Here is a 22,998-nt window from a genome sequence, read left to right on the forward strand (position 1 = left end):
CCTCAGAGGTCAGCAGCACGGGTACGTCACGGGGGCACCGGCCGGCCGGGCACGGCCCGCGTGCGCCGCGCACCGAGCCGTCGCAGGGTGGGGGCATGACCCAGCGGTACGCGACGAAAGGTGACCGATGAAGTTCGCAGTGATCGGCGGTACGGGCCTGATCGGATCGCAGGTCGTGAAGAAGCTGAACGCGGCAGGGCACGAGGCCGTACCGCATTCCATGTCCACGGGCGTCGACGTGATCACTGGGCAGGGTGTGGAGGAGGCGGTGGCCGGCGCCGACGTCATCGTCAATCTGACGAATTCCCCGACGTTCGACGACGCCTCCCTCGCGTTCTTCCAGACCTCGATGGAGAACCTGTTGGCCGCCGGCCAGAAGTGCCGGGTCGGGCACGCCGTCATCCTCTCGATCGTCGGCACGGACCAGGTACCCGACCTCGCCTACTACCGGGCCAAGACCCTCCAGGAGGACATCCTCAAGGCCGGGCCGGTCCCGTACTCGATCGTGCGCGCCACCCAGTTCATGGAGTTCGTCGCCGCGGTCCTGTCGTGGACCACCGAGGGCGACGTCGTCCGTCTGCCCACCACCCCGATCCAGCCGATCGCCGCCCAGGACGTCTCCGACGCCGTCGCCGAAGTCGCGGCGGGTACTCCCCTGAACGGCACTCTCAACGTCGGCGGGCCCGACGTCTTCCCCCTCGACGACCTCGGACGGATCACCCTGAACGCCCGTCCCGACGGTCGCAGCGTCGTCACCGACGGCACCGCCGGCATGTTCGCCGCCGTCAGCGGCGACGTTCTCACCACCAAGGGCGACGCCCGTATCGCCCCCACGCACTACACGGACTGGCTCTCCTGACCCAGCCCGCCTACCGCAGGAGGCCACATCCATGGGGAACGACGAACCGACGGCGGGCGGCGCGGGGAGCCGGCCACGCTCGGAAGCGTGGAAGACGGCGCTCACCGTGCTGCAGTCGGCGACACCGCCGTTCGTTCCGGAGGGGGCAGAGGTGATGACGGTTCTCGTCGAATTCCCTCCCGGTGATCCCGGCACCCCTCCCCACCGGCACTCGGGACCCGCCTTCGGCTACGTGCTGGAGGGGGAGATGCTCTTCGAGTTGGAAGGCGAGCCCGAGCGGGTGATCAGGGCCGGGGAGACGTTCTGGGAGCCGGGCGGCGATGTCATCCACTACCAGGACGGCAACAACCGGACGGACTCCTGGAGCCGGTTCCTCGTCACCATGTTGTGTGCGCCCGGTCAGCCCATGCTCACCCTGGTCGACGACGAGGAACTGGCCCGACGCCAACACCTGCGAGCTCCAAGGGCTTGAACGAGACCGCAGTACTTTTCCCGAGGCCCGCTCCGAACCGCGTTGGCGGTGGCCCGGGAACTGCGCATCGGCTTCGTGCCGTACGCGCCGCTCGGCCGCGGCTTCCTCACCGACATCGTCAAGCCCGCCACCGACTACCGCGGAACTTCCCGTACGAAGCCGCCTGCTCGTCGGTCAAGAACTCCAACGGGCTGGGCGAAACATCACGTCCCCATCCGGAACCAACCGGCGTCGCAAAGCCGTTGGACTTGACGAAAGAGCACCAGGCAGAGAGCACCGGGCGGGACGAAGTTCCAGACCTTCTGCTGCTGTCCTGCCGAGGTGGCGGACGACGGGGGTTGCGGTCGGCGCGGCCGGACGAGGCGGTCACCAGCCCGCCGGCCGGTCGGATGCTGTTCCGATGAGCGAGTGGGAGACCGAAGCCCGCCGGCAGTTGACGCCACGTACACCCCGTCCTGGCCACGAACACGATGGTCGACAGCACCTGCCGGTCCCCACACCTGGGTCGGCCCCCACCCTGGGTCGCACCGGAGCGGACGGCACCACTGGCTGAAACAACTCCCGCAACCCGTCCGGTACCAGACGCTCCACCATCGCCATCACGCCCACCAGCCTTGTGATCATGCCAGTTGAGACGATCTCTGAGGATCATGGTGGGGAAATCCCCCTGACGGGTGGGGTGTTCGTCCCAGTGTGCCGAGCGTTCCGGGAGCGGCAGAGTTCAGTCATGGACTTTTCTCGGCTCTATGGAAGATCAGCCAAGCGCGGTGTGCTCGCTGTGGTGTGCGCCGTGACCGTGCTGGCGGTGACAGGGTGCGGCGACGACCAACAGCGGTCCTCCTCGCCTGCCGCCTCGCCTGCCGCCTCTCCCTCGTACCAGCAGCCCGCAGCACGCGGATCGGTGATCTCTGCGACCGCTGTGGCGGACTTGGACGCCAAGGAGGTCGTGGCCCGTCTGGCGAAGACCGGCATCGATGCGGCACAGGCCCGATACGGCGTGCGGGCCCACCGGATCGTGTATCGCACCGTCGACATCAAGGGCAGGCCCACCACGGCGAGTGAGCTGGTCGCGATGCCGAAGAACGATGACCGCGATCTTCGGGTGGTGTCCTGGCTGCACGGCACGCAGGTGTACCGAGGGGAGGTGGCCTCGGTGAATGACCGGTCCACCGACCGGTCCACGGCGTTGCTGTTCGCCTCGACCGGCCGAGCGGCGTCCGCACCGGACTACCTCGGCCTGGGAAAGGGCCCTGGGACCCATCCGTACGGGAACCCGGAGGCGACCGTCAGCGCTTCGGTGGATGCCTTGCGGGCGGCTCGCGCCTTCGCGCGCCAGGACGGTCGCACGCTCGACCGGCGTGTACTGGTCAGCGGGTTCTCCCAGGGCGGACCAGCCACGATGCTCGTCGGACGGGCCCTGCAACAGGGCGTCGACCCGTATTTTCGTCCGGGTGCGCTGGCCCCGATCTCCGGCCCGTTCGATCTGAGTGCTTTCGAGGCCGCAGCAGCAGCCGACAAGGTCGCCCGGTCATCGCTCTACCTCGCTTACTTCGCCACCGCCTGGAACCGGATGTACGGCCTGTACGACACGGCGGACCAGGCATTCCGTGCCCCCTACGACAAGACGGTGGACACCCTGTTCGACGGAAAGCACCAGGCGTCGCAGATCGCGGCCGCGCTGCCGGCGACCTCGAAGGAACTGTTCACCGAAGAGTTCCTCCGGAGGATGCGCAACCCCACGGGGAATCTGCAACGGAAACTGCGGGTGATGGATACCACCTGTGACTGGCGGCCCGCAGTCCCGGTGCGCCTCTTCCACGCCAGGGGCGACAAGGACGTCTCCTATGCGAACTCCCTGTACTGCCAACGTCAGCTGGCTTCCCACGGGGCCGACCAACAGCTCAGCGACGTCGGGCAGTTCGACCACTCCACGACGGTCCTCAAGGCCCTGCCACAGGTGGTGCGCGCGTTCGACTCCGCCCGCTGAGCCGGTCCGCGATCGGCTGGCGGCCACGGGGAGGCCGGACCTTCTGGCAGAGGTCGTCTTCTCCCGTGCAGCGGGCCGAGAGGGTCTCGTCGTCGTGGCGTGGGGAGCGTGGCCTCAGCCGATCTGCCCGGACGGCCGCATGGTGATGTGGTTGATGTCCACGCCCGCGGGCTGGTTGACGGCGAAGACGATCGTGTCCGCGATCTGCTCGGCGGTCATCACCGGCGCCGCCTCGGGAGTGCCGCCGCGCTCGTCCCAGAACGGGGTGTCCACCACCCCGGGGGCGACGACGGTCACGCCGACTCCGTCCTTGCCGACCAGCAGCCGGGTGTTCTCGGCCAGCGCGTGCGCGGCCCACTTGGTGACCGAGTACAGGTTGCCAGGCGTGTTGCGCACCCCCGCGACCGAACCGATGATCACGATTCGTCCCTTGGACTGCCTGAGATGCGGCAGGGTCTCCCGCACAAGCAGGGCCGGGCCCAGGACGTTGGTGAGGACCATGGCACGCATATCCTCGGGGTCGTGGCTCTCCAGGTTGCCGGGCAGTGAGAATCCGGCGTTGGCGATGACGTTGTCCAGTCGGCCCCACGCCTCCATCACGCGGCGCACGGCGGAGGCGACGTCCTGCGCGTTGCTGGTGTCGCCGGTGATCGTCAGCAGCCGCTCGCCCGCTCCGGCCGAAGCGGCGAAGGCGGCCAGCTTGTCCGCACCACGTCCGGTGACAGCCACGCGGTGGCCCTGCTTGAGCAGGGCGCGGGCGGTGGCGGCGCCGATTCCGGTCGAACCACCGGTGATCAGTGTGACGGGTTCCATGGGACGGCCTCCTCAACGATGTGACCATCGGGGCTCCGACAGGGTCCCGGATGCCGATGAACGCGAGGTGCCGCGTGCGGTCGACCGGCTCCGGGGCGCCGGTTCCCCGAAACGCCTGCACTATACCCAGCGATCTTCCCGCCGAGCCGGTATGCCACCGTTGAGCGGCCACGGTGCCGTACGAAGTGGCCGAACTCGCGCTGCCGGCCCCCGCGTTGAGCCCTGCGCGGCGAGCAGGGCCCGGGCTGTGCTCCAGCTCCTGGTCCGGTAAGCGTGAGAGGGGAGGTGTACACGAGGAACCAGCGGTTGGCTGTCATCATGTCTCGCGTGTACTTCGCGGAGTTTGGAGGTGTCGTTCCCTCATCTTTCCGGTGTCGTAGTGGAGTTGGTGGCGGGGGATGCGGCCGGGTTGTCACGTTGCATGCACGGGTCCGCTCTGCGGGTGCGGACTGTCCGCACTGGGGTAGTGCACGAATGCTCGGGCCGCCCGACCTTCTCGGTCTTCGCGTAGACGTTGCCATGTCTGTTGCGGGTCAGCGCTGTGGAGGTGGTGGAAATGGAACTCCACGCTCCCGTCCGTGCCCGCCAGGCAGACCATTGCCAGGTTCGGATCGACCAGCAACCTCGGCTCCCGGACCGGTCTGGCCCCTGTGCGATGACAGCGAGCGCGACAGCACGGTCCGCGTAGGGCTTCTCGACACCCGGGCCCCGTACAACGCCCAGATCGCCCCTCCCGCCACGGAGGCCAGGTGCTAGCGGCCGCTGCCGTGGGTGACGACGTCGAGGGCCTCGCCGACGGTCATGCCCCCGCGCATGGCACGGGTCTCACGGATCATGCGGCAGGGAGGCCGGGCAGGAACCTCAGCCCAACCTGCTGTTGACTGCCGCACGCCGCCTGGGCGCACCCCTCGGCTCGACCGGCGAGTTATTGACGTGGGTGGTGACACACTGGGACGAGGTGAGCTCCCTCATGCTCGTCCGACTGACGCAAACGAACGAAAGCGCTCGGTGCGCCACCTTGCTGCCGGTTCTGGCCACACTGCCGCAGCCCCTGGCGCTGATCGAGGTCGGTGCATCGGCCGGGCTCTGCGACCTGAACGAGGCGGTGAGCAGACTGGTGGCTCGGGCTCCCACGGGGGCTATGCCCGTGGTCTTCCACAGCGCGGTCCTGACCTACCTCTCCCCCGAAGCCCGCGCCCAGTTCGCACGGACGATGCGGAATCTCCCATACCACTGGATCTCGAACGAGGCCGCGAGTGTCTTCCCCGAACTGCTCGACTTCCTGCCCGTACCGGCCCCCACTGACCGCGCCACTTTCGTGCTGGCCTTCGGCGAGCGTCCGATCGCATTCACACGACCCCACGGCGAGCACCTCCACTGGCTCAGCGATGCCTGCCTGACTGTCTCCGGCGAATGAGGTACTCCGCCAGTAGAGCGCGACCGAGCCAACTGGTGGAATATCCCATGCCTGTCACAGTCAGACCCTCACCTGATCCACAGGTCTCGATCCACCGGTCTTCCTGAAGTGATCTTTTCAGGCTTCGATGGCCAGGGCAGTCAGGGCACCTGGGGTCGAGCGCGGACGGTCTCGAACAGTCGTGTTCAGACATACCGCCAGGGCCATTGCCGCGTGCGTCCACCGAGAGGTTGGGGATGGCCATGCCCGAGCCCACGCCGCGCCGGCTCCGTGCCGTTGCCACCTCCATGAGGGAGCGGCCCATCTGGGAGGCGGAGATCCCGCTGGAGGTGATCCGGGGCGCCGCCCTGCCGATTCTGGTGATCTGCGGAACCTGGGAGCGCGCGCCGGCCGCGTACCGCGAGCACGTGGGGCCCGCCGCCGTCAACGCCGCCCTGCGGGAGTTCTCGGGCTGACCCAGTTCCGCATCGGCTGCCAGTCCCGCGCGGCCGACCCTTGCCTGGCGGCCCGTCTCATCAGGTGCAAACTGCACATGAGCATGGACTATTTGATGCCCAGTCAGTCTTGTCTCCGTGAGCAAACGGATCGCTTGAGGCGGCGTGTGGCGGGTCGGCCGGCCCAGCGATAGCGCGGCGTTGAACGTCGGATGAGCATGCGGAGCATGACCAGGGCGGCGGCGAGGTAGGGGCAGAAGTCCACGACCTCGCCGCTTCTCTCGGTGCAGCGCCGCAGCTTGCCGTAGTCGTTCATCCACGAGTGCGTGCGCTTGGGCTTGTGGCCCCGCCGTGCGATGCACGCATGGAGGGGGGTGCCCCCGGCTGGGGCTGGGGAGTCGCGCGCTGATCCGGCCTGGTCCGTAAGGGAGTGGCGCCGGGCGGGTACGGCGGGTGGGCTCACCGAGCGCGCTCAGCGGCACAGGGTGCGCAGGGCGGTGAGGCAGTCCGCGGCCCGGCGCTGCGGGTCGGTGTCGGTGCTGGCCCAGGTGATCCGGGCGTCCGGTCGGATCAGAACGGCGGTGACGTCCCGCCAGATCGGATCGGCCGCTTCGGTGTTGACGGTGACTGTCCGCTGTTCCAGGCCGTCTGCGGAACACGGCGTCCGCGTCCCGCCGAGGTCCAGCAGCAGCGGCCGGCCGTGGTGCATCAGCGGGTGGGCGGTGGGTGCGTCGGCCGCGTCCAGGGCGAGGCCGGCCAGTCGCGTGCCGTTCAGCGGGTGCGCGCCGGGTGCGGTGTCGGCGGGGAGCGGGTCGTCGAAGCCGGCGATCCGGCGGGCCCACTGGCGATTGGTCTGCGGTTCGGCCAGCGCGGCGGACCAGACCTCGCGCAGCGCGATCTGCTCCGGGCTCGCCGCGGCGAACAGGGCGAGCTGCGCGCGGGTGTTGTCGATGACGGCGCGGGCGGCCGGCCGGCGCTCCGTGTCGTAGCTGTCGAGCAGTCCGTCGGGTGCCCGGCCCTGGAGGGTGGCGGCCAACTTCCAGCCCAGGTTGGTGGCGTCCTGGATGCCGAGGTTCATGCCCTGCCCACCGGCCGGGAAGAACATGTGCGCCGCGTCCCCGGCCAGCAGTACCCGTCCGGCCCGGTACCGCGCGGCCTGGCGGGTGGCGTTGCCGTAGCGCGACAGCCACCGGGGGTTGCGGATGCCCAGGTCCCGCCCCAGTAGCGTGCGGGTCTGCTCGCGCACCTCCTCCAGGGTCAGCGGTTCGCCGGTGCCGTGGTGCATCGTGGCCGTGGAGAGGCCCGCCAGCCGGTGGACGCCGTCGCCGATCGGGGCCGCCAGGAACGAACCGGCCGGCCCGGTGGCGGCGAGCGGGCCGGTGGGCGGGTCATCGAGTTCGACGTCGGCGAGCCACCCGGTCAGCGTGGTGTCCTGACCGGGGAAGTCGATGCCGGCCGCCTGGCGCACCACGCTGCGGGTGCCGTCGCAGCCCACCACCCAGCGGGCCCGCACGGTCCGGTGGGTGCCGCCGGCCCGGATCACCATCTCGACGGCGTCCGGCCCCTGGGTGAGCGAGACGACCTCCTCTCCGCGCAGCACCCGGGCGCCCACGGCAACCGCATGCTCCTCCAGGAGCTGTTCGGTGACGGACTGACCGAGCGCCAGCATGAACGGGTGCACCGCCCCGACCGTGGAGAAGTCCAGCCGGGTGGTCGCCGCGCCGAAGTGGCCGGTCGGCACCGGGGTGCCCCGTTCGATGAACCGCTCGGCGAGTCCACGGGTGGCGAAGGTGTCCAGCGTGCCGGCCTGCATGCCGACCGCGCGCGATCGTCCGTCCGATACCGCCCGGCGTTCCACGACCGTCACCTCCGCCCCGCGCAGGCGCAATTCCGCGGCGAGCCAGAGTCCCACCGGGCCGGCCCCGGCGATGAGCACGTCGAGCATGACGACCACTCCCTCTCATTCTTATCCATTGGACAAGAGTGAGCATGCCCTAGAATTGTCCATTGGACAACAGGGGTTGGACACCAGGCACGGAAGCCGACCGGGAAGGCGCATCGGATGGGTACGACACAGGGCGAGATCGTCGCCGCCACGCTGGCGGTCCTCGACGAACACGGGCTGGACGGGGTGACCATGCGCGCCGTCGCGGCCCGGCTCGGGGTGCAGCACAACACCGTCCGCTGGCACGCCTCCAGCAAGGGCCGCCTGCTCGAACTGGCCTCCGACGAACTCCTCGCGCACTGTCTCGACGAGCCGCTGCCCGAGACGTTCCCCGACCGGCTCAAGGAACTGAGCCGCCGCTGCCGCGCGGCGCTGCTCTCCCACCGCGACGCCGCCAGAATGGTCGCGGGCGTGTTCGCCGCCGAGCCCCGCACGCTGCGCTACGCCGACACCGTGATCGCTGCCCTGCTGGCGGCCGGCCACTCGCCACGCACGGCCGCGTGGACCCACTGGTCGATCTTCTACCTGACCCTAGGTCTCACCCAGGAACAGCAGGCCGCCCAGCAGACCGCACCGGCCCTCCTCCCGGACCAGGTGCCGGCCGACACCTACCCGGCCCTGGCCGCGGTCCGGCCGCACGTCGGCCCCGACAGCTTCGACCAGCGCTTCGAATTCGCCCTCGACCTGATGATCGCCGGCCTTCCCCGGGTCGAGGGGCCGGTTCGGCCAGCTGACCGCTGACGGACAGAACTGTGCGGCGGGCACTCCGACTTGACGTGGCAGTCACGCACATTCATGCCTCCGTCGAGCCACGCCTCGCGGGTGCCGGGCGGCGACGGCACGTCGATCACGAGCCAGCCCGCAGGGCGGCAAGACACGACACGAGCCCATGCCGACCGGCACCCTGGACGCTACGGCTGCAGACCGAGCTCCTGCGGCCGATTCAACAAGTCAGACACCCCCGGGCTTGGGGCTTCGACCCGGCACCGGCCAGGAGGGGACGCCCTGCGGTCCCGGTCAGCGGCGGCGCAGCGCCTTGTCCCTGAGCGCGGGCGGATCGTAGTGGGTGATGTCGTGGTTGAGGTCGGTGCCGGGTGGCACGATCTCGTCGATGCGGTCGAGGACGTCGCCGCTGAGCACCGTTCCTGCGGTGTCCAGCAGCGAGGTGAGCTGGTCGTGGGTGCGGGGGCCGATGATCACGGAGGTGATCGCGGGGTGCGAGAGGACGAATCCGGTGGCGAGTGCGGGCAGGGTCAGTCCCGCGTTGGCGGCCACCTTCTTCAGCTCGGTGACCGCGGTGAGCTTGGCGGCGTTGCCCGGCAGGCTCGTGTCGAACAGCTGCGGCAGAAAACTTGACCGGGTGGCCTCGCTCGGGGCCGCGCCGTCGGGGCCGCCGTACCTGCCCGACAGCCAACCGCCCGCGAGAGGGCTCCAGGTGAGCGCGCCCATTCCGTACTTCTGCACGGCGGGCAGCACGTCCCGCTCGATGGCGCGGGCCAGGATCGAGTACGGCGGCTGCTCGCTGCGGAAGCGGAGATGACCGCGCTTCTCGGCGACCCACTGGGCCTCGACGATCTCCCCGGCGGGGAAGGTGGACGAGCCGATCGCCCGGACCTTGCCGGAGCGCACCAGGTCGGACAGCGCCGACAGGGTCTCGTCGATGTCGGTGTTCGGATCGGGGCGGTGCACCTGGTAGAGGTCGATCCAGTCGGTTCCGAGGCGGCGCAGGCTGTCCTCGACCGCACGGACGATCCAACGCCGGGAGTTGCCACGCTGGTTGGCGTCGGGTCCCATCGGGTTGTGGAACTTGGTAGCGAGGACGACGTCGTCCCGGCGGCCCTTCAGGGCCTTCCCGACGATCACCTCGGACTCGCCGTCGGAGTACATGTCGGCGGTGTCGATGGTGTTGATGCCGGCGTCGAGTGCAGTGTGCACGATGCGCACGGCCTCGTCGTGGTCCTTGGTGCCCCACGCGCCGAGCATCATCGCGCCGAGGGTGTACTCGCTGACGGATATGCCGGTGCCGCCGAGGATCCTGCGGTTCATGCCTGCTCCCATGCCCTTCGTGTACCTGGTGTCGGAATCCACCCTGGCCGCCGGCCCCCGCACCAACCAGACCCGGCGGATCCTGGTACCCGCAGGGCCAGACTGGCCCCGGCATGCCGGAAGATGGTCCGATGCATGCCGAGCCGGAGATCAACGCGTTCCTGAAGGCCCGCCGGGCGACCCTCGACCCGGCCGACGTCGGCCTGCCGCCCGGCGGGACACGGCGCAGGGTGCGCGGGCTGCGCCGCGAGGAGGCCGCCCGGCTGGCGGGCATCAGCGTGGAGTACTACACACGCATCGAGCAGGGCCGCGGCGGGAACGTCTCACCGGAGGTGCTGGACGCCCTCGCCCGTGGGCTGCGGTTGACCGCGGCCGAGCACGAATACCTGCGGAACGTGGTGCACCGGGCGGCGCGCGGCGGGACCGCGTGCCGCCCGGTCCGGGAAGCACCGCAGGTCGTGCGGCCCGGCCTGCACGCGGTGCTCGACGCGATGGACGGCGTCGCGGCCCTGATCTACGGACGCGCCATGGACGTGCTGGCGTACAACCGGTTGGGCGGGCGACTGCTGTGCGGTTTCGCGCGGCAGTCGCCGGAGGAGCGCAACATCGCCAGGCTGATGTTCCTCCACCCGGACGTGGCGGCCAGGCACCCGGAGACGGCGCAGATCCGCCGCGAAGTCGTCGCCGAACTGCGCGCCCAGGCCGGCCGTACCCCGGACAGCGATCGGCTGTGCGAGGTGGTCGGCGAACTGCGAGAACAAAGCCCGGAGTTCGCCCGACTGTGGGAGTCACAGGAGGTCGAGAGGAAGGGACACGGCGTCAAGCGCATCCAGCACCCGGAGCACGGGCCGCTGGAACTGCACTTCCAGGCAATGCGACTGCCCCCACCGGACCAGGAACTGACGATGCTGCTGTACGCGGCAGAGCCCGAATCGCCGTCCCAAGCGGCACTGCTTGCGCTGTCGGGAAGAGCCACACCTCATGCAGACGCCGTTGGTTAGCTCGGCCCCCCGGGCGCCCGCGAGGACAGCTCGCGCGCCCGGTCCGCCCGGAGGACGAGGTCGGGCTCCGCCGTCCGGCGGAGGTGAACGCTCCCCGTGGCGGACGTGTACGAGCACGGTGATGCCCGAGGCTGGAGGTCCTGCCGAGGAAGGGGTATCCGGGTGGAGCGCTGGGATCGGGTTGGACGGTGCGCGGGATACGGGGCGGCGTTGGCGATGTCGCCCTACTTGTTGATCAAGGTGTCATGGGTCGTCGGCTCACTGCTGGGACTGACGCCGATCGGGGAGGGTTTCACCCTGACCGAGTGGATCCTCCTCAACACCGTGACCCTCGGCATGGCGGGGATCGGTATCGCCCTGTCGCTCGCCCTGGTGCGGCCCTGGGGCATGCGGATACCGGGGCGGCTGATGGCCTTTTGCACCTGGACGGGAGCAGGGTTCCTCGTGTCGATCTTGCCCTATGCCGTGCTCAGTACGGTGCTGGATGCGGGTCGCGGCGGCGCGACGAACAGCGGGGGCGACGACTCTGCCATGCCTGGCTGGGAGGGCGCACTGATCCAGTTCAGCTTTGTCGGGACGGGCCTGGGGCTGGCCCTTGCGCTCCCCGCCTACCTGCGGCGACGCTGGCCGGAAGCCTTCACCGCGCGAGTCGGGGACGATAGCGGTAGGGCTGTGCCATGGGCCGCTGCCGTCGCAGCCGTCGTCGGCCTTGTCTGGGCATATTGGGCAGTTGGCGGCACCCTCGGAGTCGCACATCCGGCGCAGAGGGACACCAATGGGTACCTGCTGACGGGCGTGGGTGCGCTCTGGGCCCTTGCCGGATCCGCCGCCGTCTGGATGCTCGCCCGGCAAAACCCCACGCGAGGGCCCCACCGGCTCCTGCTGATGCTCGGCTGGCTCGGGTCAGGCTCACTCTTCGCGTGGAGCGGCTGGAAACTGCCCATCACGCTCTTCGTGGCACTGGCTCACCCTGACGACGTCCCCTTGCCGGAAGACCTGGCCGTCGCTGCGGTGCTGCACCTGGCTGCGGTCGTGGCGGGGGTCGGCATGCTGAGATCACTCGTCGGCTCGCGTCCACGCACCCCTGCTGGCACCAGCCCAACGTCCCTCCACGCATCAGAGCCGGGTTGACACTGACGGCGAAGCCCGCCAACGGGTGCCCTCACCAAGTGCAACCTCGACGTCGAATGCCGTGCACCGTCGGCCGACCCACATGGCGCCGGCGGGCTTCATCGCGTTGAGACCGGACGCTGCTATGCAGTCGAACGAGCAGCCCTGCTGCTCGGGTTGGGGGGAAAGCGGGGAGGGCCGAAGCGTCGGAGATTCTGCGGCGGCGATCGAGTGGCTCACGGCGGACTGGAGACGGGGACGGCCCCGTCCAGGGCTGCGCGGTGACCGCCACCAAGGTCCACGCCTTCATCACCTACGGCCGCCAGGCCGGCCCGAACGCCTTCGTCGACTGCAAGGCAACGCTGGTCAAGGACACCTACGACGCCGGCGGCCACCAGCGCTGGGGCAGCGGCACCCTGTACGACAACGTCACCCTCGACGGCTCACTGCCGCTGGTCAACAACGGCACCCGAGGCGCGGCTTCGCCCGAGGCCGCGCCACCCCCGCAGCTCCCGCCAGTTGCCAGTGCTGCTCCGCAGAACTTCGTGGGGCTTCGGGAAGCCGAGTCTGGATGCGTCGGGGTGTCAGGTGAACGAGAAGTGGGCCGCGGCCTCGGCCGGCGTGGCCCCTTGATGGCGTCCGGGGACGTCGTGGACGGCGTGTGCGCCCTCGGCGTGCAGTTGGTCAGTCCCGGCGTGTCGGGCCATGACTGCGGCGTAGGCGCGGACGTCTGCGGCGGTGATGTCAGTACGGTCCCGCTCCGCGTGCTGCTGGAGAAGAGCCCCGAGGTCAGGCGGAAATCGCAGCACGGTCACCGGGGCATTGAAGCGCCTGGCGATGGCGATGAGTCGGGCGCGCGCCTGTGAGGTGACGTTCGTGGACTCGGCGACTGCCGTGTGTCCGGCGGCGAGCCGGGCGACGATCCTGCGGTCGCGTTCCTCGAAGATCCGAGCGTCCGCCGCGTCAGGGTCCGCGTCGGAGTCCGCTTCGGTAGGTGAGGTGCCGAAGAGCTCCGCGCGGATCTCGTCGCTGGAGACCACGGCGTCCGCATCGATCTGCCCACCCGCGATCAGTGCCCGCACGAAGCTGGTCTTGCCGGAAGCCGGAGGGCCGACGAGGAGCACGAGTCCCGCCGGCACGCGGGCCGGCCCGGAGCCGCCCGGCGCGTGAGGCTTGAGGTAGAGGTCGCCCGCGCAGTCCAGGGCCTCCTCCGCCGAGCCGGCCGGCAGGCCGCTGGGCAGGATGCCGTCCCGGTAGCTGTCGTTGCCGGCCTGGTAGAGGGCGAAGCCCCAGGTGTGCAGTACTCCGGTGAAGCGCAGGCGGCACAGAGGCACTCGCTCGCCGTCCTTCAACTCGCCGGCCAGGTAGGCGAAGCCCGTCCGGAAGCGGACGTGGACCCGGGCCAACTGCGGCCAGCGCTCGGCGGCGTGGGCGTTCAGGCGCTGGCGGAGGTGGTGCTGCATGGACTCGGGCGGGTTCTTCGGCACGGTCCCATCCTGCCGAACCGGGCCGCATCCCGCCATGATCACTGGTTGGGAGGGCGGGATAGGGGCGGCGGTGGCCATGGCGCTGGACGGGGAGTCACACGAGCTGCTGCAACAGGTCACCTCCTCGGCGAAAGCACAGGCCCGGCAGGTGCTTCGGGTCCGGATCGTGCTGGCCGCGGCCGACGTAGCAGGCTGCCCGGGTCGCCACCGGCGGGTACGGACCGCTGGAGCCGCTGGCCCGCAACAGGGTCGACCTGGGCAGGGTGGTCGAAGCGTCAGACGAGCGTCGGTGTGGGGGTGGGCAGGTAGGGGTGATGTTGCGCCAGGCACGCTCGACGTACTCATCCTTCTCGCCGACCGGGGCGACATAGTGCAATGCGCCCTCGGCGGCGTCCCTGCCTTCCAGTCGGGTGATGATCCAGGCGGCGAGGTAGTGCGAAGCCAGGCAGCCGCCGGCGGTGGCGACGTTGTCCTTGGCGTAGAAGGGCTGGTTGAGCACCTCGACGCCGGCCGCGATGACCCAGGGCTTGGTGGTCAGGTCGGTGCAGGCGGGGATGTCGTTGAGCAGCCCGAGCTTGGCCAGCACGAGCGCGCCGGAGCACTGTGCCGCGATGAGTTGGCGCGAGGGATCCAGGCCCCGCAGGACACTCATGATCGCCGGATCTTCGACGACCTCACGGGTGGCGATGCCGCTACCGATGATGACGGCGTCAGCGGCGCACGCCTCCTCCAGCGTGGACATCTGCTCGATGACCACCCCGTTCATGGACGTCACCTTGGGGCCGGGGGTGGCGACGGTGACGCGCCAGTCGTCGGCCTTGATGCGGTTGAGCACGCCGAGCGCGATCAGGGAGTCGAGCTCGTTGTACCCCTCGAACGTAAGGATGGCGATGTGCATGGCGGCTGTCCTTCCAGCTGAGCGCGGATTGTCCGCGACGGTACGGACCCGCGAACAGGACCGTCAAAGAATGTCACCGCATCTCGGTCACCACGGCGGAGCCGTTCACCACCTCGGCTCACCCGCAGCACAGATTGTTCGGCGTCGAACTGCGGGGCACCGCCCTTCGTCCGGTGCGGTCCCGGCACCACGACGGTCGGCTCTTGGGCCGGGCCTGTTGGATCCGGTAGTGGGCCCGGCCCCTGGCGAGGCGTCGAAGAGCGGCCGGTTGCGGCGATCTGCTCCCCCGTACCTCTGTCAGGCGACGCTGCAGGGCTACCGGGATCGTGTTGTCCTTCGCGCAGACCACGGAGTTGTGGGGCACGGTGCCGTACCGGCCGGCCGTCACGGTGAAGGTCTCGGTGGGAATGCCGAGCGGGCGGTCGGCGCTGAGCAGGCTGATCGCCGCCGTCGCCGTCGCCGCCGTCTCGTCCACGTCGCCGTAGAAGGTCTCGCGGATCGCGGCGTGGCCGTCGCGGTCGCCGGGGTCGATGCGCACCGCCCCCATACCGGCCGGGTCTGCCCGCAGGAGGCGGAGCACCAGCTCACCCTGATTCTCAGGGACCGAGTTGTAGGCCACGGAGGCAGACCGGCGACGGGGGCGAACGCGGCCACGTACACACGATGAGCGCACAGGTGCGGGGCCGGCTCGGCGGCGGCGGTGGCGACGGTGCCGCCCTGGCTGTGCGCCACCACGACGCAGGGCTCGCCGCCGTCGATCGTCCTGGTCTGCTCGACGAGCATCGCTGCGGCCGAGGACGCCGTGACGCCGGCGGCTGCGGACGGTTCCACGGCATAGGCGGCGGGATCGAACGGGCGGTCCCACCGCGCGCTGGGTTGCCTGCCGTTCAGCCGTGCCCTTCGAGGTCGACGGCCACGGACGTGACGCCGCGTGCGGCGAGCTGCTCCACCACGCGGCTCCAGCACCAGCTTCCGTGCCAGAAGCCGTGGACGAGAACGACTTTGCGCATCGCTGTCTCCCCTTGCCGTCGGTCGCACGGGCGGCGCCCCGCCGGCAACGTTCAAGACCGAATGAGGCCGGACACCAGGAACGACGCGTCTCAGCCGCCGTCGCGGACCGCCGCGAGGCACTGGTCGTAGAGGTCTGCCAGGTCGAGTCGCCCTTCGCTCTCGGCCCAGAGTTCGGTCGCCGTGTCGATGCAGGCGAAGACCGTCGCGACGATTGCCTTGGCGGCCGGGTCGGGGGACGGTCCGGCAGGGGCGATCAGGCGCAGGTGCTCCACCGCGCGGATGCCGCCGTTCCCGCCATAGCTGACGAACCCGCCGTAGCTGACGAACCCGACCGCCTTGTTGTTCCACTCGGCGTAGAGGAAGTCGATGGCGTTCTTCAGCGCTCCTGGCACCGAGCGGTTGTACTCCGGGGTGACGATCACGAAGCCGTCGAAGCGGGCGATCGTGCTCGCCCAGGAGCGGGTGTGCGGCTGGCTGTAGCGCCCCGCCGAGGGCGGATACGCCTCGTCGAGCAACGGGAGCTTGTACCAGCAGGTCGATCAGCTCGAACTCTGCGTCGGTGCGCCTTCCTTGGCGACGGTGCCCTCGGAGTAGTGCTCGCCCCGGCGCTGTGCCGCCTGCAGTTCCGGTGCGACGGTCAGTGGGTTGGCCACGTCCAGGAAAATGATCTGCATGTCGATCCGGTCGCCGGGCTTGACGTTCGCCCGCAGCTTCTTCTGCAGTTCGGCCAGGAAACCGTGGTGCCGACCCCGACGGACCAGGGAGACGCTGGCCGGGGCGACCTCCACCTGCATGGCCGTGCCGGCGTGGTGGAAGGTGAACTCGTCGTACTCCATGTTCCGGTGGTACGGGGGGATCAGCTCCGCGTCCTCGGCGGCCTCGAAGGGCCGCGGCAGGAGGTTGCCCAGCAAGAAGCCCTTGGTCATGAAGACCGTGTACGCGGACGGCATGACGTGGAGGCGGTCGCTCATGATCGGGCGGTAGTCCCGGATGTTCATCTTGAACGGAAACAGGTCGCCCTTCCACCCCTCGACGTCGATCGGGTCGAAGTCGTAGTAGACCGAGGTGTAGCCGCCGAGGGACTTGATCCGCACCGGCCACTCCCCCTCCTCGTTGCGGCCGTCGCCCAGCTCGTCCAGGGCGGGAGTGGGAACGTAGAGGAGGGCCGGGTCGAAGGGGGCGCGGCGGCCGAGCGGCCCGATGTCGGCGAGGCTGAGCTCGTCGGCCGACTCGAAGATCAGGAAGTAGTTCACCGGACCCGCGGGCCGCACCCGGTACGTCGTCCCCTTCGGCAGCAGGACGTAGTCGCCGGGCTCGTACGGAATCGGGCCGAACTCGGTGTAGAAGGTACCGGTCCCCTGGTGGACGAAGTACAACTCGTCGCCGTCGGCGTTGCGCACCGAGTAGGTCATGTTGGCACCGCGCCGGCTCACCGAGACGGTCACGTCCTCGTTGTACGCGATCGGCCGCGGGAAGCCGCCGGCGTCGGCCAGGTCGTCGGGCTGCACGGCAGTGCCGTCGAAGTCGAGCAGTTCCCCACCCTCATCGGCCCGCTTCCAGCGGATCGGCTCGTTGCGGCGGTACAGGTGAGCGTCGCGCCCCTCGAAGCCCTGACGGGTCATCATGTCCTCGTGCAGGCCCAGCTTGTCGCGGGTGGTGCCCGCCTGCCGCAGGACCTTGCCCTTGCTGTGGTGGATCCATGAGCGCATCGGCCGGAGTTCCATGGAACGTCCCTTTCACTGGGTTCGTCTGCGAGACGCTTTCGACGATCGACGACGCGGCCGGGAGTTGGAACGCCGCGCCGATCCCCGTACTGCCAGGGAGACCCAGCCCCGCCCTGTGGGTGCGGGTGCCGTTCTCGCCAGTACGGCCTCGCCATGGCTCTTCCCCGGTGGCCAGCCCGGCCGTCCGATCAGTGCCCGGGCCATGGGGGAACGGCTCCGCAAGCTCGGCATCCACATCGCCGTCGCCGTAAAGTGGCAGCCGTCCGCTGCCGGTGACTGGGGCGCCTACGCAGGCGAGACCAGCCGGAGGAACAACTCATGGGATGTGCCATCGAAAGCGGAGGGGCATTGCCGTCCTTCCGGCCTTCGCCGAGAACCGTGCACCAGCTCAGGCGCACCATGGAACACGGCAAGCGTGGGGCGCTGTTCCTTCCGGACACAAGGTCTTGATTGCTGCCTTGCGGATCACTCGCCATGTCCGCAGGGAACACGCAAGGTGGATGCGCAGCTCAACCGCTTCCCGCTCGCCACTGTTCTGACCAGGATGTTCAAAGGCCCACTGCTCCGCCAGAAAGTCGTACATCTCAGCGGCCGTCAGGTCGCTGTCGGGATAGGCGCGTGCAACATCCGCCGTGATGATCCGGGCACTCCGGGAACCTACAGTCCGGTCGACGATTTCCCTGACCCATGCCAGCCCCTGCTCGTCTGCATACAAGCCGAACCGCAGAATTCGCGTCCTCATGATGGCGCAAACCTACTGATCGTCAGCCTTCAGCAGCAACGCGTTAACCTTCGACGGCACAGGTGACACAGACGACACAGGGGATGAGGCAGGCGTTCCGAGAGTTCCCATAGCCGAGTGCACCATCACGAATCGGGCGTTGCCCGGCGAGGAAGGGTTCAGCGGGCTGCGGTGGGAGGGGGCAGGCGCAGGCCCGCCAAGTCCGGGGGGACGCAGGAGTCGGGGCGGAAGAACGGGGCGGATTCTCCGTCGGTCGCGGTGGCAGGCGCGTCGGTGAGCCGGAAGCGGTCCCGCAGACGTCCGTAGAAGTCGGTGGGCTGGAGGCGGACGAGCCGCACGCGTTGCGGCGCGCGGTAGACGCCGATCCAGTCGCCCGGATCGAGGACGCCCCGGAGTTGGCCGTCGATGCTGACCGCGGCGCGGCCGGAGTGCGGCAGGATGCGCAGCGCGACCGGTTCGTCGGGGGCTGCGACGACGGTGCGGTTGAAGGTCATGTGGGCAGCGATCGGGGTGAAGACGACGGCGTCCATGTGCGGGGAGAGCACGGGGCCGCCGGCAGCGAAGCTGTAGGCGGTCGAGCCGGTGGGCGTGGCGACCACGAGGCCGTCGGCGGAGTAGGCGGCCAGCAGCCTGCCGGAAATGTAGACGCCGACGCTGACCTGGTGGTCCCGGGCGAGCTTCTCCACCACCACATCGTTCAGGGCGTTGACGTCCAACGGCAGACCCCAGCCGTCGCCCGCGGTGCTCTCCGGTCGCGCCTGCGGTGGCGGCAGGGCTGGGCCGCGTCCGTAGCAGAGCAAGGACTCCAGTTCGGCGGGCACCTCCGGGACGCGGGAGGCGCGCACGGTCAGCGTCATGCGCTCCTCGACCGGGGCGTGGCCGGCATGGACGGCGTCGAGGGCGGTGGTGATGTCGCAGGCCGGCACTTCGGTGAGGAAGCCGACCTTGCCCAGGTCGACACCGAGCACGGTGGCACCGGTCTTCACGGCGATCCGGGCGCCGCGCAGGAACGTCCCGTCCCCTCCCAGGGTGACGACCAGGTCGGGGTCGCCGGCCGCGCGGGCCTCCTCGCGCGCGGAACGGCGGTGTTGATCCGTCGACCAGACGTCGATCTCGGTGCAGGGGACCTCGTGCGCCTCGCACCAGGCGTGCACGGCGCTGGCTGCTTCCCGGGCGGCGTCCCGGCCCTGGTGGACGACCAGTCCGACGCGGTGTACGGACATGGCGGACCTCGTCTGGTTTCCTCGTTCCACGGCTCTGCCCGCCGGGGTGCGGGGACTGCCCGTTCTCACCCGGTCCATCCTGGGGCCTCGGCGCGCGATCGGCCCACCGACATGCCGCTCGCCCCGGCGAAAGGCTAGGGCCGCACTTCGCGTGGACACCAGTCAGCTCCGGAGGTCGTCTGACCTACGAGGAGCGACAGCATGTCGCGGCCGGGCTGGCAGCGGGGCTCAGCTGCGCCGAGATCGCTCGCCGGCTGGGGCGGCCCGGGTCGACCATCAGCCGCGAGGTCGCGCGTAACGGTGGGGCCCGCGGCTATCGGGCGAACCAGGCGCAGCAGGCCAACAGGTGGCGGGCCCGCGGCCGCGAGCCGCACCCCGGCACGCCGCCCACGACGGGCACCGATGGGTGCGCCCCACAGGCACAGCGCGAGTTCGAGGACGGACTCGTCGAGATGATGGTCCAGACCGGGGTCCCGGCGATGATGGCCAGGGTCCTGACGTGCCTGTTCACCAGCGACACCGGCAGCATCGGCTCCGCCGAGCTCGTCGCCCGGCTACAGGTCAGCCCGGCGTCCGTCTCCAAGGCCATCGGATGGCTGGACCAGCGGGGACCGGTCAGGCGCGAACGCGACGGCCGACGGCAGCGATACCTCATCGACGACTCCCCCGGGTACCAGGCATGGCAGGCCAGCACCCGATCGATGGTCAGGTGGGCGGAACTCACCCAACGGGGAGCCGAACTGTTCGGCAACACCACGCCCGTCGGGGCCCGACTGCACACAACGAGCCAGTTCTTCCAACACCTCACCCACGACATGACCCTGGCCGCCGAGCACTGGCGGCAGACACTCTCAGCACGACCGTCGGACCCGGCCCCTCCCACAACTGATCGACAATGCCACCCCCGGATTCACCAACAGTGTTCGTGACCCGGCAAGGCCGGACCATGCGGCCCGGGATACTGATCTCCACCGCTGAAGGTGACGTTTTCCTCGGCCACGGGCGGGGACGAGGGTGTGATTCAGCTCCACGGTCATAGTGACTCCTCTTCGGGGACGGGACTACGCGTGGTGGGGCCCTCGGCGGCCATGGCGGTCTTGGTGGCCCGACATGGTGCATGGATGGGTGACTGCACGGGTGAGGGCGGGACTTCGCCGGCTGCCCTCACCCGGCTACAGCTGCCGTGTCATACATCGATCTGCTCGAAGATGTGCGGGTACGACACGATGTCGTCGGGAAACTCGGCCGCCATGCGCTGGAACTCCGGGCTGCCGAACGCCGTGGCGAGCGCCTCGGTCGACTCCCAGACCGCGACGTTCATCAGGAGTTGACTGTCCGCCGTTCCCTTGTGCATCTGCAGGGAGACGAATCCCGGCTGAGCCTTCATGAACTCCGCCTGCCTTCGAAAGAGAGTCAGGAATGCTTCAGTCCTCTCCTTCGGAACGAAGAAGGTGTTGGCCAGGACGATGGGTCCGGTCTTCTCCTTGAACTGCGCGAACATCGGCGTATTCGGGTCCAGGCTCTGCAGCTTGACCATCTTCGGTACTTCCTCTCGCTGTCGGTCGTCCCACGGCACCGAGGCCGGACACCGCCGTATGGGATCCGGCGACGCTCACGACACTCGCTTGTCCGTAGGGGAACTGCCTTGTGGGGACTGTTCCATCGTCCCGGCGCAAGCAGGCCGTGAAGTCAGCCGCAGTTACCGTTCCGATGGGCGACTTCGGTCGGACCGCGCGAAGCCGTGTCAGACCTGCGGATGACACTGGACGCTGAGGGACGCGGGCTCGCGGCAACAACAAGGGAGGAAGTGAAATTCCGTCAACTCGCAGGAGCGCAGCCGGAGATCGCCGGTCCCGTACCTCAGACGGGCACCAGACATCGCCGGGCCTATACCCCAGACGGGCACCAGACCCGGAAGAGGAACGCCGGGCGACCGCACGCGGCGACATGCCCCGCGACACGCCACACGATCACATGCGGTCGGTGGGTTGGGCGCGGTCTTGTGAGGAGGTGGGACCGGGGCCGGGAGTCGGCCGGCTGCGGGCTTCCGTGCGTCTGCCGGGGTGCGGGCCCGAGCGGGTATCCGTGTCGTGGGCGGGAGCTGTGCGCGACCCGGTGGCCGGCGCGATCGGTGCGTCAGGTTCCAACTTCCTGGCGAGGTCGGCGAGTTCCTGGGGGATGCGGGCGGCGTCGCTGCGGCCAAGGCCGCCTATCTCGACGACGGTGACGCCTTCGTTGCCCCGCTCCGCACGGACCCATACCCGACGACGCTGGATGAGCAGTGAGCCTGCCACGCCGAACAGGGCGGCGAGCCCACCGGTCAGGGCGAGACCGTTGCCGGGTTTGTGGCTGATCTGGAAGCCGGCCCAGGGCTTGACGCCGTCGAAGGTGATGCTGCCGTCGCCTGCGGGCAGCGTCATCGTTTCTCCGGGGCGCAACATCTGGGCAACCGCGCGGCCATGAGCCTTGTACTGGGTCAGGCCCTTCATTTTCAGCTGGTAGACGTTCTGCGGCAGTCCGGAGCCGAGGCCGAGGTTGCCGTGGAAGGCGGTGAGCACCATGCGGGGATTGTCCAGCGTCGGGAACTGGGAGAACATCGTGCCGGAGCCCGTGCCGCCGTAGGTGGGGATGAAGAAGCCCTGGAATCCGAGCTGGTTGGGCCTGCCGTCCTTGGCCTTGGCGCCTGGCACCTTGACCACGCCGGTCGAGGTGAAGTTCTTCGCGTCCTGCGGCAGGAAGGGCACCGAGCCCCGGTAGACAACCTTGCCGCGGCCGTCCTTGACGGTGACCGTCGGCGCGTAGCCGTGCGAGATCAGGTAGACCTTGGAATCGGCTATGTCGAGGGGTTCGTTCACCTCGATCGATGCCTTGCGCTCCGCGCCGCCCGCTCCGAGGAAGTACGAGATGTCGGCGCGGAAGACCCGCGGGGTGCCCTTCTGGGGGCCGGAACGCTCGTAGGCCGCGACGAACTTGTGCAGGGTGAAACCGAAGGGCTTCATGCTGCCGGTGTCGAAGAACGCGCCGGAGTCGAAGTCGTCGTACTGCGCACGGCTGTTCCCGAAGCCGTCGCCTTCGAGGATCAGCTTGCCGCCTTCGGACTTCCCCAGGCTGCCGACAGCGATCGCCACCAGTATCACGACCAGAGCAAGGTGGAAGACCAGGTTGCCCGCCTCGCGAAGGTAGCCCTTCTCGGCGGCGACCGCACTACCGGCCCGGCGGGCACGGAAGCAGCGCCGCTTCAGCATGCGTTCGGCGGCGGCGAGAACGTCGTCGGGGTGGGCCTCGGTGCGCCAGGTGGTGTAGGCGGGGAGCCGGGTCATCCGACGCGGCGCGGCCGGAGTGCGCTGGCGGAAGTGTTCGACGGACTGCCAGGCGCGCGGCACGATGCAGCCGATGAGGGAGACGAACAGCAGCAGGTAGACCGCCGAGAACCACACCGAGCTGTAGACGTGGAACATCCCCAGCTTGTCGTAGATCTCGCCGAGGGTCGCGTGGGCGGTCTTGAACTCGTCGACCTTGACCGGGTCGGTGCTGGCCTGCGGGATCAGAGAGCCGGGAACAGCACCGAGTGAGAGCAGGAACAGCAGCATCAGCGCCACCCGCATGGAGGTCAGCTGGCGCCAGAACCAACGCGCCCAGCCGACGGGACCGAGCGTGGGGAGGGAGACGTCCTCCTTGCGTGCGGCGGAGGAGCGGTGCCCGGTCGCACCAGGATCGGTCCCTGCGTCTCCGGAGCCGGAAGATCCGTCGCCCGGGGAGCTGGAGGAGTTGGTCGTGGTGGACATCAGTCAGTTCCCAACAATGATGCTTTGCGTCCAACTCGACGGCT

The 22,998-nt window shown here is 69.4% G+C and carries 22 protein-coding genes and 3 pseudogenes; 10 read left to right on the forward strand and 15 right to left on the reverse strand.

Annotated elements, in window-relative coordinates; genetic code table 11:
- The first annotated feature begins 127 nt into the window (after positions 1-127).
- On the forward strand, positions 128-859 hold the full coding sequence (locus MOV08_RS02130; RefSeq protein ID WP_039629036.1) for an SDR family oxidoreductase: 732 nt from the start codon (positions 128-130) through the stop codon (positions 857-859).
- A gap of 31 nt (positions 860-890) precedes the next feature.
- Positions 891-1,331, forward strand: coding sequence for a cupin domain-containing protein (locus MOV08_RS02135; protein ID WP_275305926.1), 441 nt, complete (start codon positions 891-893; stop codon positions 1,329-1,331).
- Positions 1,332-1,743: 412 nt separating this feature from the next.
- On the opposite strand, the pseudogene MOV08_RS02140 reads toward MOV08_RS02135, so the two are convergent.
- A pseudogene (locus MOV08_RS02140) lies at positions 1,744-1,931 on the reverse strand (transposase); the annotation flags it as partial.
- Between the two features lie 127 nt (positions 1,932-2,058).
- On the opposite strand from MOV08_RS02140, the gene MOV08_RS02145 reads away from it, so the two are divergent.
- The gene (locus MOV08_RS02145) at positions 2,059-3,318 is read left to right on the forward strand and encodes a hypothetical protein (RefSeq protein WP_338057126.1); all 1,260 of its coding nucleotides are present in this window, start codon (positions 2,059-2,061) and stop codon (positions 3,316-3,318) included.
- A gap of 114 nt (positions 3,319-3,432) precedes the next feature.
- Here the strand turns inward: MOV08_RS02145 and MOV08_RS02150 are convergent, their stop codons facing one another.
- On the reverse strand, positions 3,433-4,131 hold the full coding sequence (locus MOV08_RS02150; RefSeq protein WP_275305927.1) for an SDR family oxidoreductase: 699 nt from the start codon (positions 4,129-4,131) through the stop codon (positions 3,433-3,435).
- A 937-nt stretch (positions 4,132-5,068) separates the two neighbouring features.
- Between MOV08_RS02150 and MOV08_RS02155 the strand changes: the two genes are divergently transcribed.
- Positions 5,069-5,548 carry a DUF2332 family protein gene (locus MOV08_RS02155; RefSeq protein WP_338057375.1) on the forward strand — a complete coding sequence of 160 codons (480 nt, stop codon included), beginning with the start codon at positions 5,069-5,071 and terminating at the stop codon, positions 5,546-5,548.
- A 242-nt stretch (positions 5,549-5,790) separates the two neighbouring features.
- Positions 5,791-6,003, forward strand: coding sequence for a hypothetical protein (locus tag MOV08_RS02160; protein ID WP_420834117.1), 213 nt, complete (start codon positions 5,791-5,793; stop codon positions 6,001-6,003).
- 103 nt (positions 6,004-6,106) lie between these two features.
- Here the strand turns inward: MOV08_RS02160 and MOV08_RS02165 are convergent.
- Positions 6,107-6,316, reverse strand: a pseudogene (locus MOV08_RS02165) (hypothetical protein); the annotation flags it as partial.
- Positions 6,317-6,454: 138 nt separating this feature from the next.
- A complete protein-coding gene (locus MOV08_RS02170) occupies positions 6,455-7,927 on the reverse strand; it encodes an FAD-dependent monooxygenase (protein ID WP_275305928.1) in 1,473 nt (490 codons plus the stop codon).
- Positions 7,928-8,044: 117 nt separating this feature from the next.
- Here MOV08_RS02170 and MOV08_RS02175 point away from each other — a divergent pair, with 117 nt between their 5' ends.
- Positions 8,045-8,668 carry a TetR/AcrR family transcriptional regulator C-terminal domain-containing protein gene (locus tag MOV08_RS02175; protein ID WP_275305929.1) on the forward strand — a complete coding sequence of 208 codons (624 nt, stop codon included), beginning with the start codon at positions 8,045-8,047 and terminating at the stop codon, positions 8,666-8,668.
- 276 nt (positions 8,669-8,944) lie between these two features.
- Here MOV08_RS02175 and MOV08_RS02180 read toward each other — a convergent pair whose 3' ends face one another.
- Positions 8,945-9,973, reverse strand: a complete 1,029-nt coding sequence (locus tag MOV08_RS02180; RefSeq protein ID WP_275305930.1) for an aldo/keto reductase — start codon at positions 9,971-9,973, stop codon at positions 8,945-8,947.
- Between the two features lie 131 nt (positions 9,974-10,104).
- Between MOV08_RS02180 and MOV08_RS02185 the strand changes: the two genes are divergently transcribed.
- On the forward strand, positions 10,105-10,974 hold the full coding sequence (locus MOV08_RS02185; RefSeq protein WP_275305931.1) for a helix-turn-helix transcriptional regulator: 870 nt from the start codon (positions 10,105-10,107) through the stop codon (positions 10,972-10,974).
- A 216-nt stretch (positions 10,975-11,190) separates the two neighbouring features.
- The gene (locus tag MOV08_RS02190; RefSeq protein ID WP_275305932.1) at positions 11,191-12,105 is read left to right on the forward strand and encodes a hypothetical protein; all 915 of its coding nucleotides are present in this window, start codon (positions 11,191-11,193) and stop codon (positions 12,103-12,105) included.
- Positions 12,106-12,668: 563 nt separating this feature from the next.
- Here the strand turns inward: MOV08_RS02190 and MOV08_RS02195 are convergent.
- From MOV08_RS02195 to MOV08_RS02230, 8 genes are all read right to left on the reverse strand, one after another.
- On the reverse strand, positions 12,669-13,571 hold the full coding sequence (locus MOV08_RS02195; RefSeq protein WP_275305933.1) for an ATP-binding protein: 903 nt from the start codon (positions 13,569-13,571) through the stop codon (positions 12,669-12,671).
- A 94-nt stretch (positions 13,572-13,665) separates the two neighbouring features.
- Positions 13,666-14,469 carry a DJ-1/PfpI family protein gene (locus MOV08_RS02200; RefSeq protein WP_338057127.1) on the reverse strand — a complete coding sequence of 268 codons (804 nt, stop codon included), beginning with the start codon at positions 14,467-14,469 and terminating at the stop codon, positions 13,666-13,668.
- A gap of 118 nt (positions 14,470-14,587) precedes the next feature.
- Positions 14,588-15,049 (reverse strand): hypothetical protein, encoded by a 462-nt coding sequence (locus MOV08_RS02205; RefSeq protein WP_275305934.1) that lies wholly within the window; start codon positions 15,047-15,049, stop codon positions 14,588-14,590.
- Positions 15,050-15,356: 307 nt separating this feature from the next.
- Positions 15,357-15,479 (reverse strand): alpha/beta fold hydrolase, encoded by a 123-nt coding sequence (locus MOV08_RS02210; RefSeq protein ID WP_275305935.1) that lies wholly within the window; start codon positions 15,477-15,479, stop codon positions 15,357-15,359.
- Positions 15,480-15,569: 90 nt separating this feature from the next.
- Positions 15,570-15,995: an NADPH-dependent FMN reductase gene (locus MOV08_RS44005; RefSeq protein WP_052286424.1), complete on the reverse strand. Its 426-nt coding sequence runs from the start codon at positions 15,993-15,995 to the stop codon at positions 15,570-15,572.
- A 24-nt stretch (positions 15,996-16,019) separates the two neighbouring features.
- Positions 16,020-17,204 (reverse strand): homogentisate 1,2-dioxygenase, encoded by a 1,185-nt coding sequence (locus tag MOV08_RS02220; RefSeq protein ID WP_275305936.1) that lies wholly within the window; start codon positions 17,202-17,204, stop codon positions 16,020-16,022.
- A 388-nt stretch (positions 17,205-17,592) separates the two neighbouring features.
- Positions 17,593-17,946: a hypothetical protein gene (locus MOV08_RS02225; protein WP_275305937.1), complete on the reverse strand. Its 354-nt coding sequence runs from the start codon at positions 17,944-17,946 to the stop codon at positions 17,593-17,595.
- Between the two features lie 158 nt (positions 17,947-18,104).
- Positions 18,105-19,169 carry an NAD(+)/NADH kinase gene (locus MOV08_RS02230; protein WP_275305938.1) on the reverse strand — a complete coding sequence of 355 codons (1,065 nt, stop codon included), beginning with the start codon at positions 19,167-19,169 and terminating at the stop codon, positions 18,105-18,107.
- Positions 19,170-19,348: 179 nt separating this feature from the next.
- Between MOV08_RS02230 and MOV08_RS02235 the strand changes: the two are divergent.
- Both MOV08_RS02235 and MOV08_RS02240 read left to right on the forward strand, forming a co-directional pair.
- A pseudogene (locus MOV08_RS02235) lies at positions 19,349-19,465 on the forward strand (helix-turn-helix domain-containing protein); the annotation flags it as partial.
- Positions 19,466-19,621: 156 nt separating this feature from the next.
- Entirely contained in the window at positions 19,622-20,098 is a 477-nt protein-coding gene (locus tag MOV08_RS02240; protein ID WP_275305939.1) for a hypothetical protein, read from the forward strand.
- 257 nt (positions 20,099-20,355) lie between these two features.
- On the opposite strand, the gene MOV08_RS02245 is transcribed toward MOV08_RS02240, so the two are convergent.
- Both MOV08_RS02245 and resB read right to left on the reverse strand, forming a co-directional pair.
- Positions 20,356-20,706: an antibiotic biosynthesis monooxygenase family protein gene (locus tag MOV08_RS02245; RefSeq protein ID WP_039629063.1), complete on the reverse strand. Its 351-nt coding sequence runs from the start codon at positions 20,704-20,706 to the stop codon at positions 20,356-20,358.
- A gap of 433 nt (positions 20,707-21,139) precedes the next feature.
- Positions 21,140-22,954, reverse strand: coding sequence for a cytochrome c biogenesis protein ResB (gene resB / locus MOV08_RS02250; RefSeq protein ID WP_275305940.1), 1,815 nt, complete (start codon positions 22,952-22,954; stop codon positions 21,140-21,142).
- Positions 22,955-22,998: the final 44 nt, after the last annotated feature.

The organism is Streptomyces yunnanensis (assembly GCF_029011865.1).
Taxonomy (GTDB): Bacteria; Actinomycetota; Actinomycetes; order Streptomycetales; family Streptomycetaceae; genus Streptomyces; species Streptomyces yunnanensis.

Excerpts from the sequence above, each read along its gene's own strand:
- MOV08_RS02130 (WP_039629036.1), top strand. The coding sequence starts at position 128 with ATGAAGTTCGCAGTGATCGGCGGTACGGGCCTGATCGGATCGCAGGTC.
- MOV08_RS02135 (WP_275305926.1), top strand. The coding sequence starts at position 891 with ATGGGGAACGACGAACCGACGGCGGGCGGCGCGGGGAGCCGGCCACGC.
- MOV08_RS02145 (WP_338057126.1), top strand. The coding sequence starts at position 2,059 with ATGGACTTTTCTCGGCTCTATGGAAGATCAGCCAAGCGCGGTGTGCTC.
- MOV08_RS02150 (WP_275305927.1), bottom strand. The coding sequence starts at position 4,131 with ATGGAACCCGTCACACTGATCACCGGTGGTTCGACCGGAATCGGCGCC.
- MOV08_RS02160 (WP_420834117.1), top strand. The coding sequence starts at position 5,791 with ATGCCCGAGCCCACGCCGCGCCGGCTCCGTGCCGTTGCCACCTCCATG.
- MOV08_RS02170 (WP_275305928.1), bottom strand. The coding sequence starts at position 7,927 with ATGCTCGACGTGCTCATCGCCGGGGCCGGCCCGGTGGGACTCTGGCTC.
- MOV08_RS02175 (WP_275305929.1), top strand. The coding sequence starts at position 8,045 with ATGGGTACGACACAGGGCGAGATCGTCGCCGCCACGCTGGCGGTCCTC.
- MOV08_RS02180 (WP_275305930.1), bottom strand. The coding sequence starts at position 9,973 with ATGAACCGCAGGATCCTCGGCGGCACCGGCATATCCGTCAGCGAGTAC.
- MOV08_RS02185 (WP_275305931.1), top strand. The coding sequence starts at position 10,105 with ATGCATGCCGAGCCGGAGATCAACGCGTTCCTGAAGGCCCGCCGGGCG.
- MOV08_RS02190 (WP_275305932.1), top strand. The coding sequence starts at position 11,191 with ATGTCGCCCTACTTGTTGATCAAGGTGTCATGGGTCGTCGGCTCACTG.
- MOV08_RS02200 (WP_338057127.1), bottom strand. The coding sequence starts at position 14,469 with ATGCACATCGCCATCCTTACGTTCGAGGGGTACAACGAGCTCGACTCC.
- MOV08_RS02210 (WP_275305935.1), bottom strand. The coding sequence starts at position 15,479 with ATGCGCAAAGTCGTTCTCGTCCACGGCTTCTGGCACGGAAGCTGGTGC.
- MOV08_RS02220 (WP_275305936.1), bottom strand. The coding sequence starts at position 17,204 with ATGGAACTCCGGCCGATGCGCTCATGGATCCACCACAGCAAGGGCAAG.
- MOV08_RS02225 (WP_275305937.1), bottom strand. The coding sequence starts at position 17,946 with ATGAGGACGCGAATTCTGCGGTTCGGCTTGTATGCAGACGAGCAGGGG.
- MOV08_RS02230 (WP_275305938.1), bottom strand. The coding sequence starts at position 19,169 with ATGTCCGTACACCGCGTCGGACTGGTCGTCCACCAGGGCCGGGACGCC.
- MOV08_RS02240 (WP_275305939.1), top strand. The coding sequence starts at position 19,622 with ATGATGGTCCAGACCGGGGTCCCGGCGATGATGGCCAGGGTCCTGACG.
- MOV08_RS02245 (WP_039629063.1), bottom strand. The coding sequence starts at position 20,706 with ATGGTCAAGCTGCAGAGCCTGGACCCGAATACGCCGATGTTCGCGCAG.
- resB (WP_275305940.1), bottom strand. The coding sequence starts at position 22,954 with ATGTCCACCACGACCAACTCCTCCAGCTCCCCGGGCGACGGATCTTCC.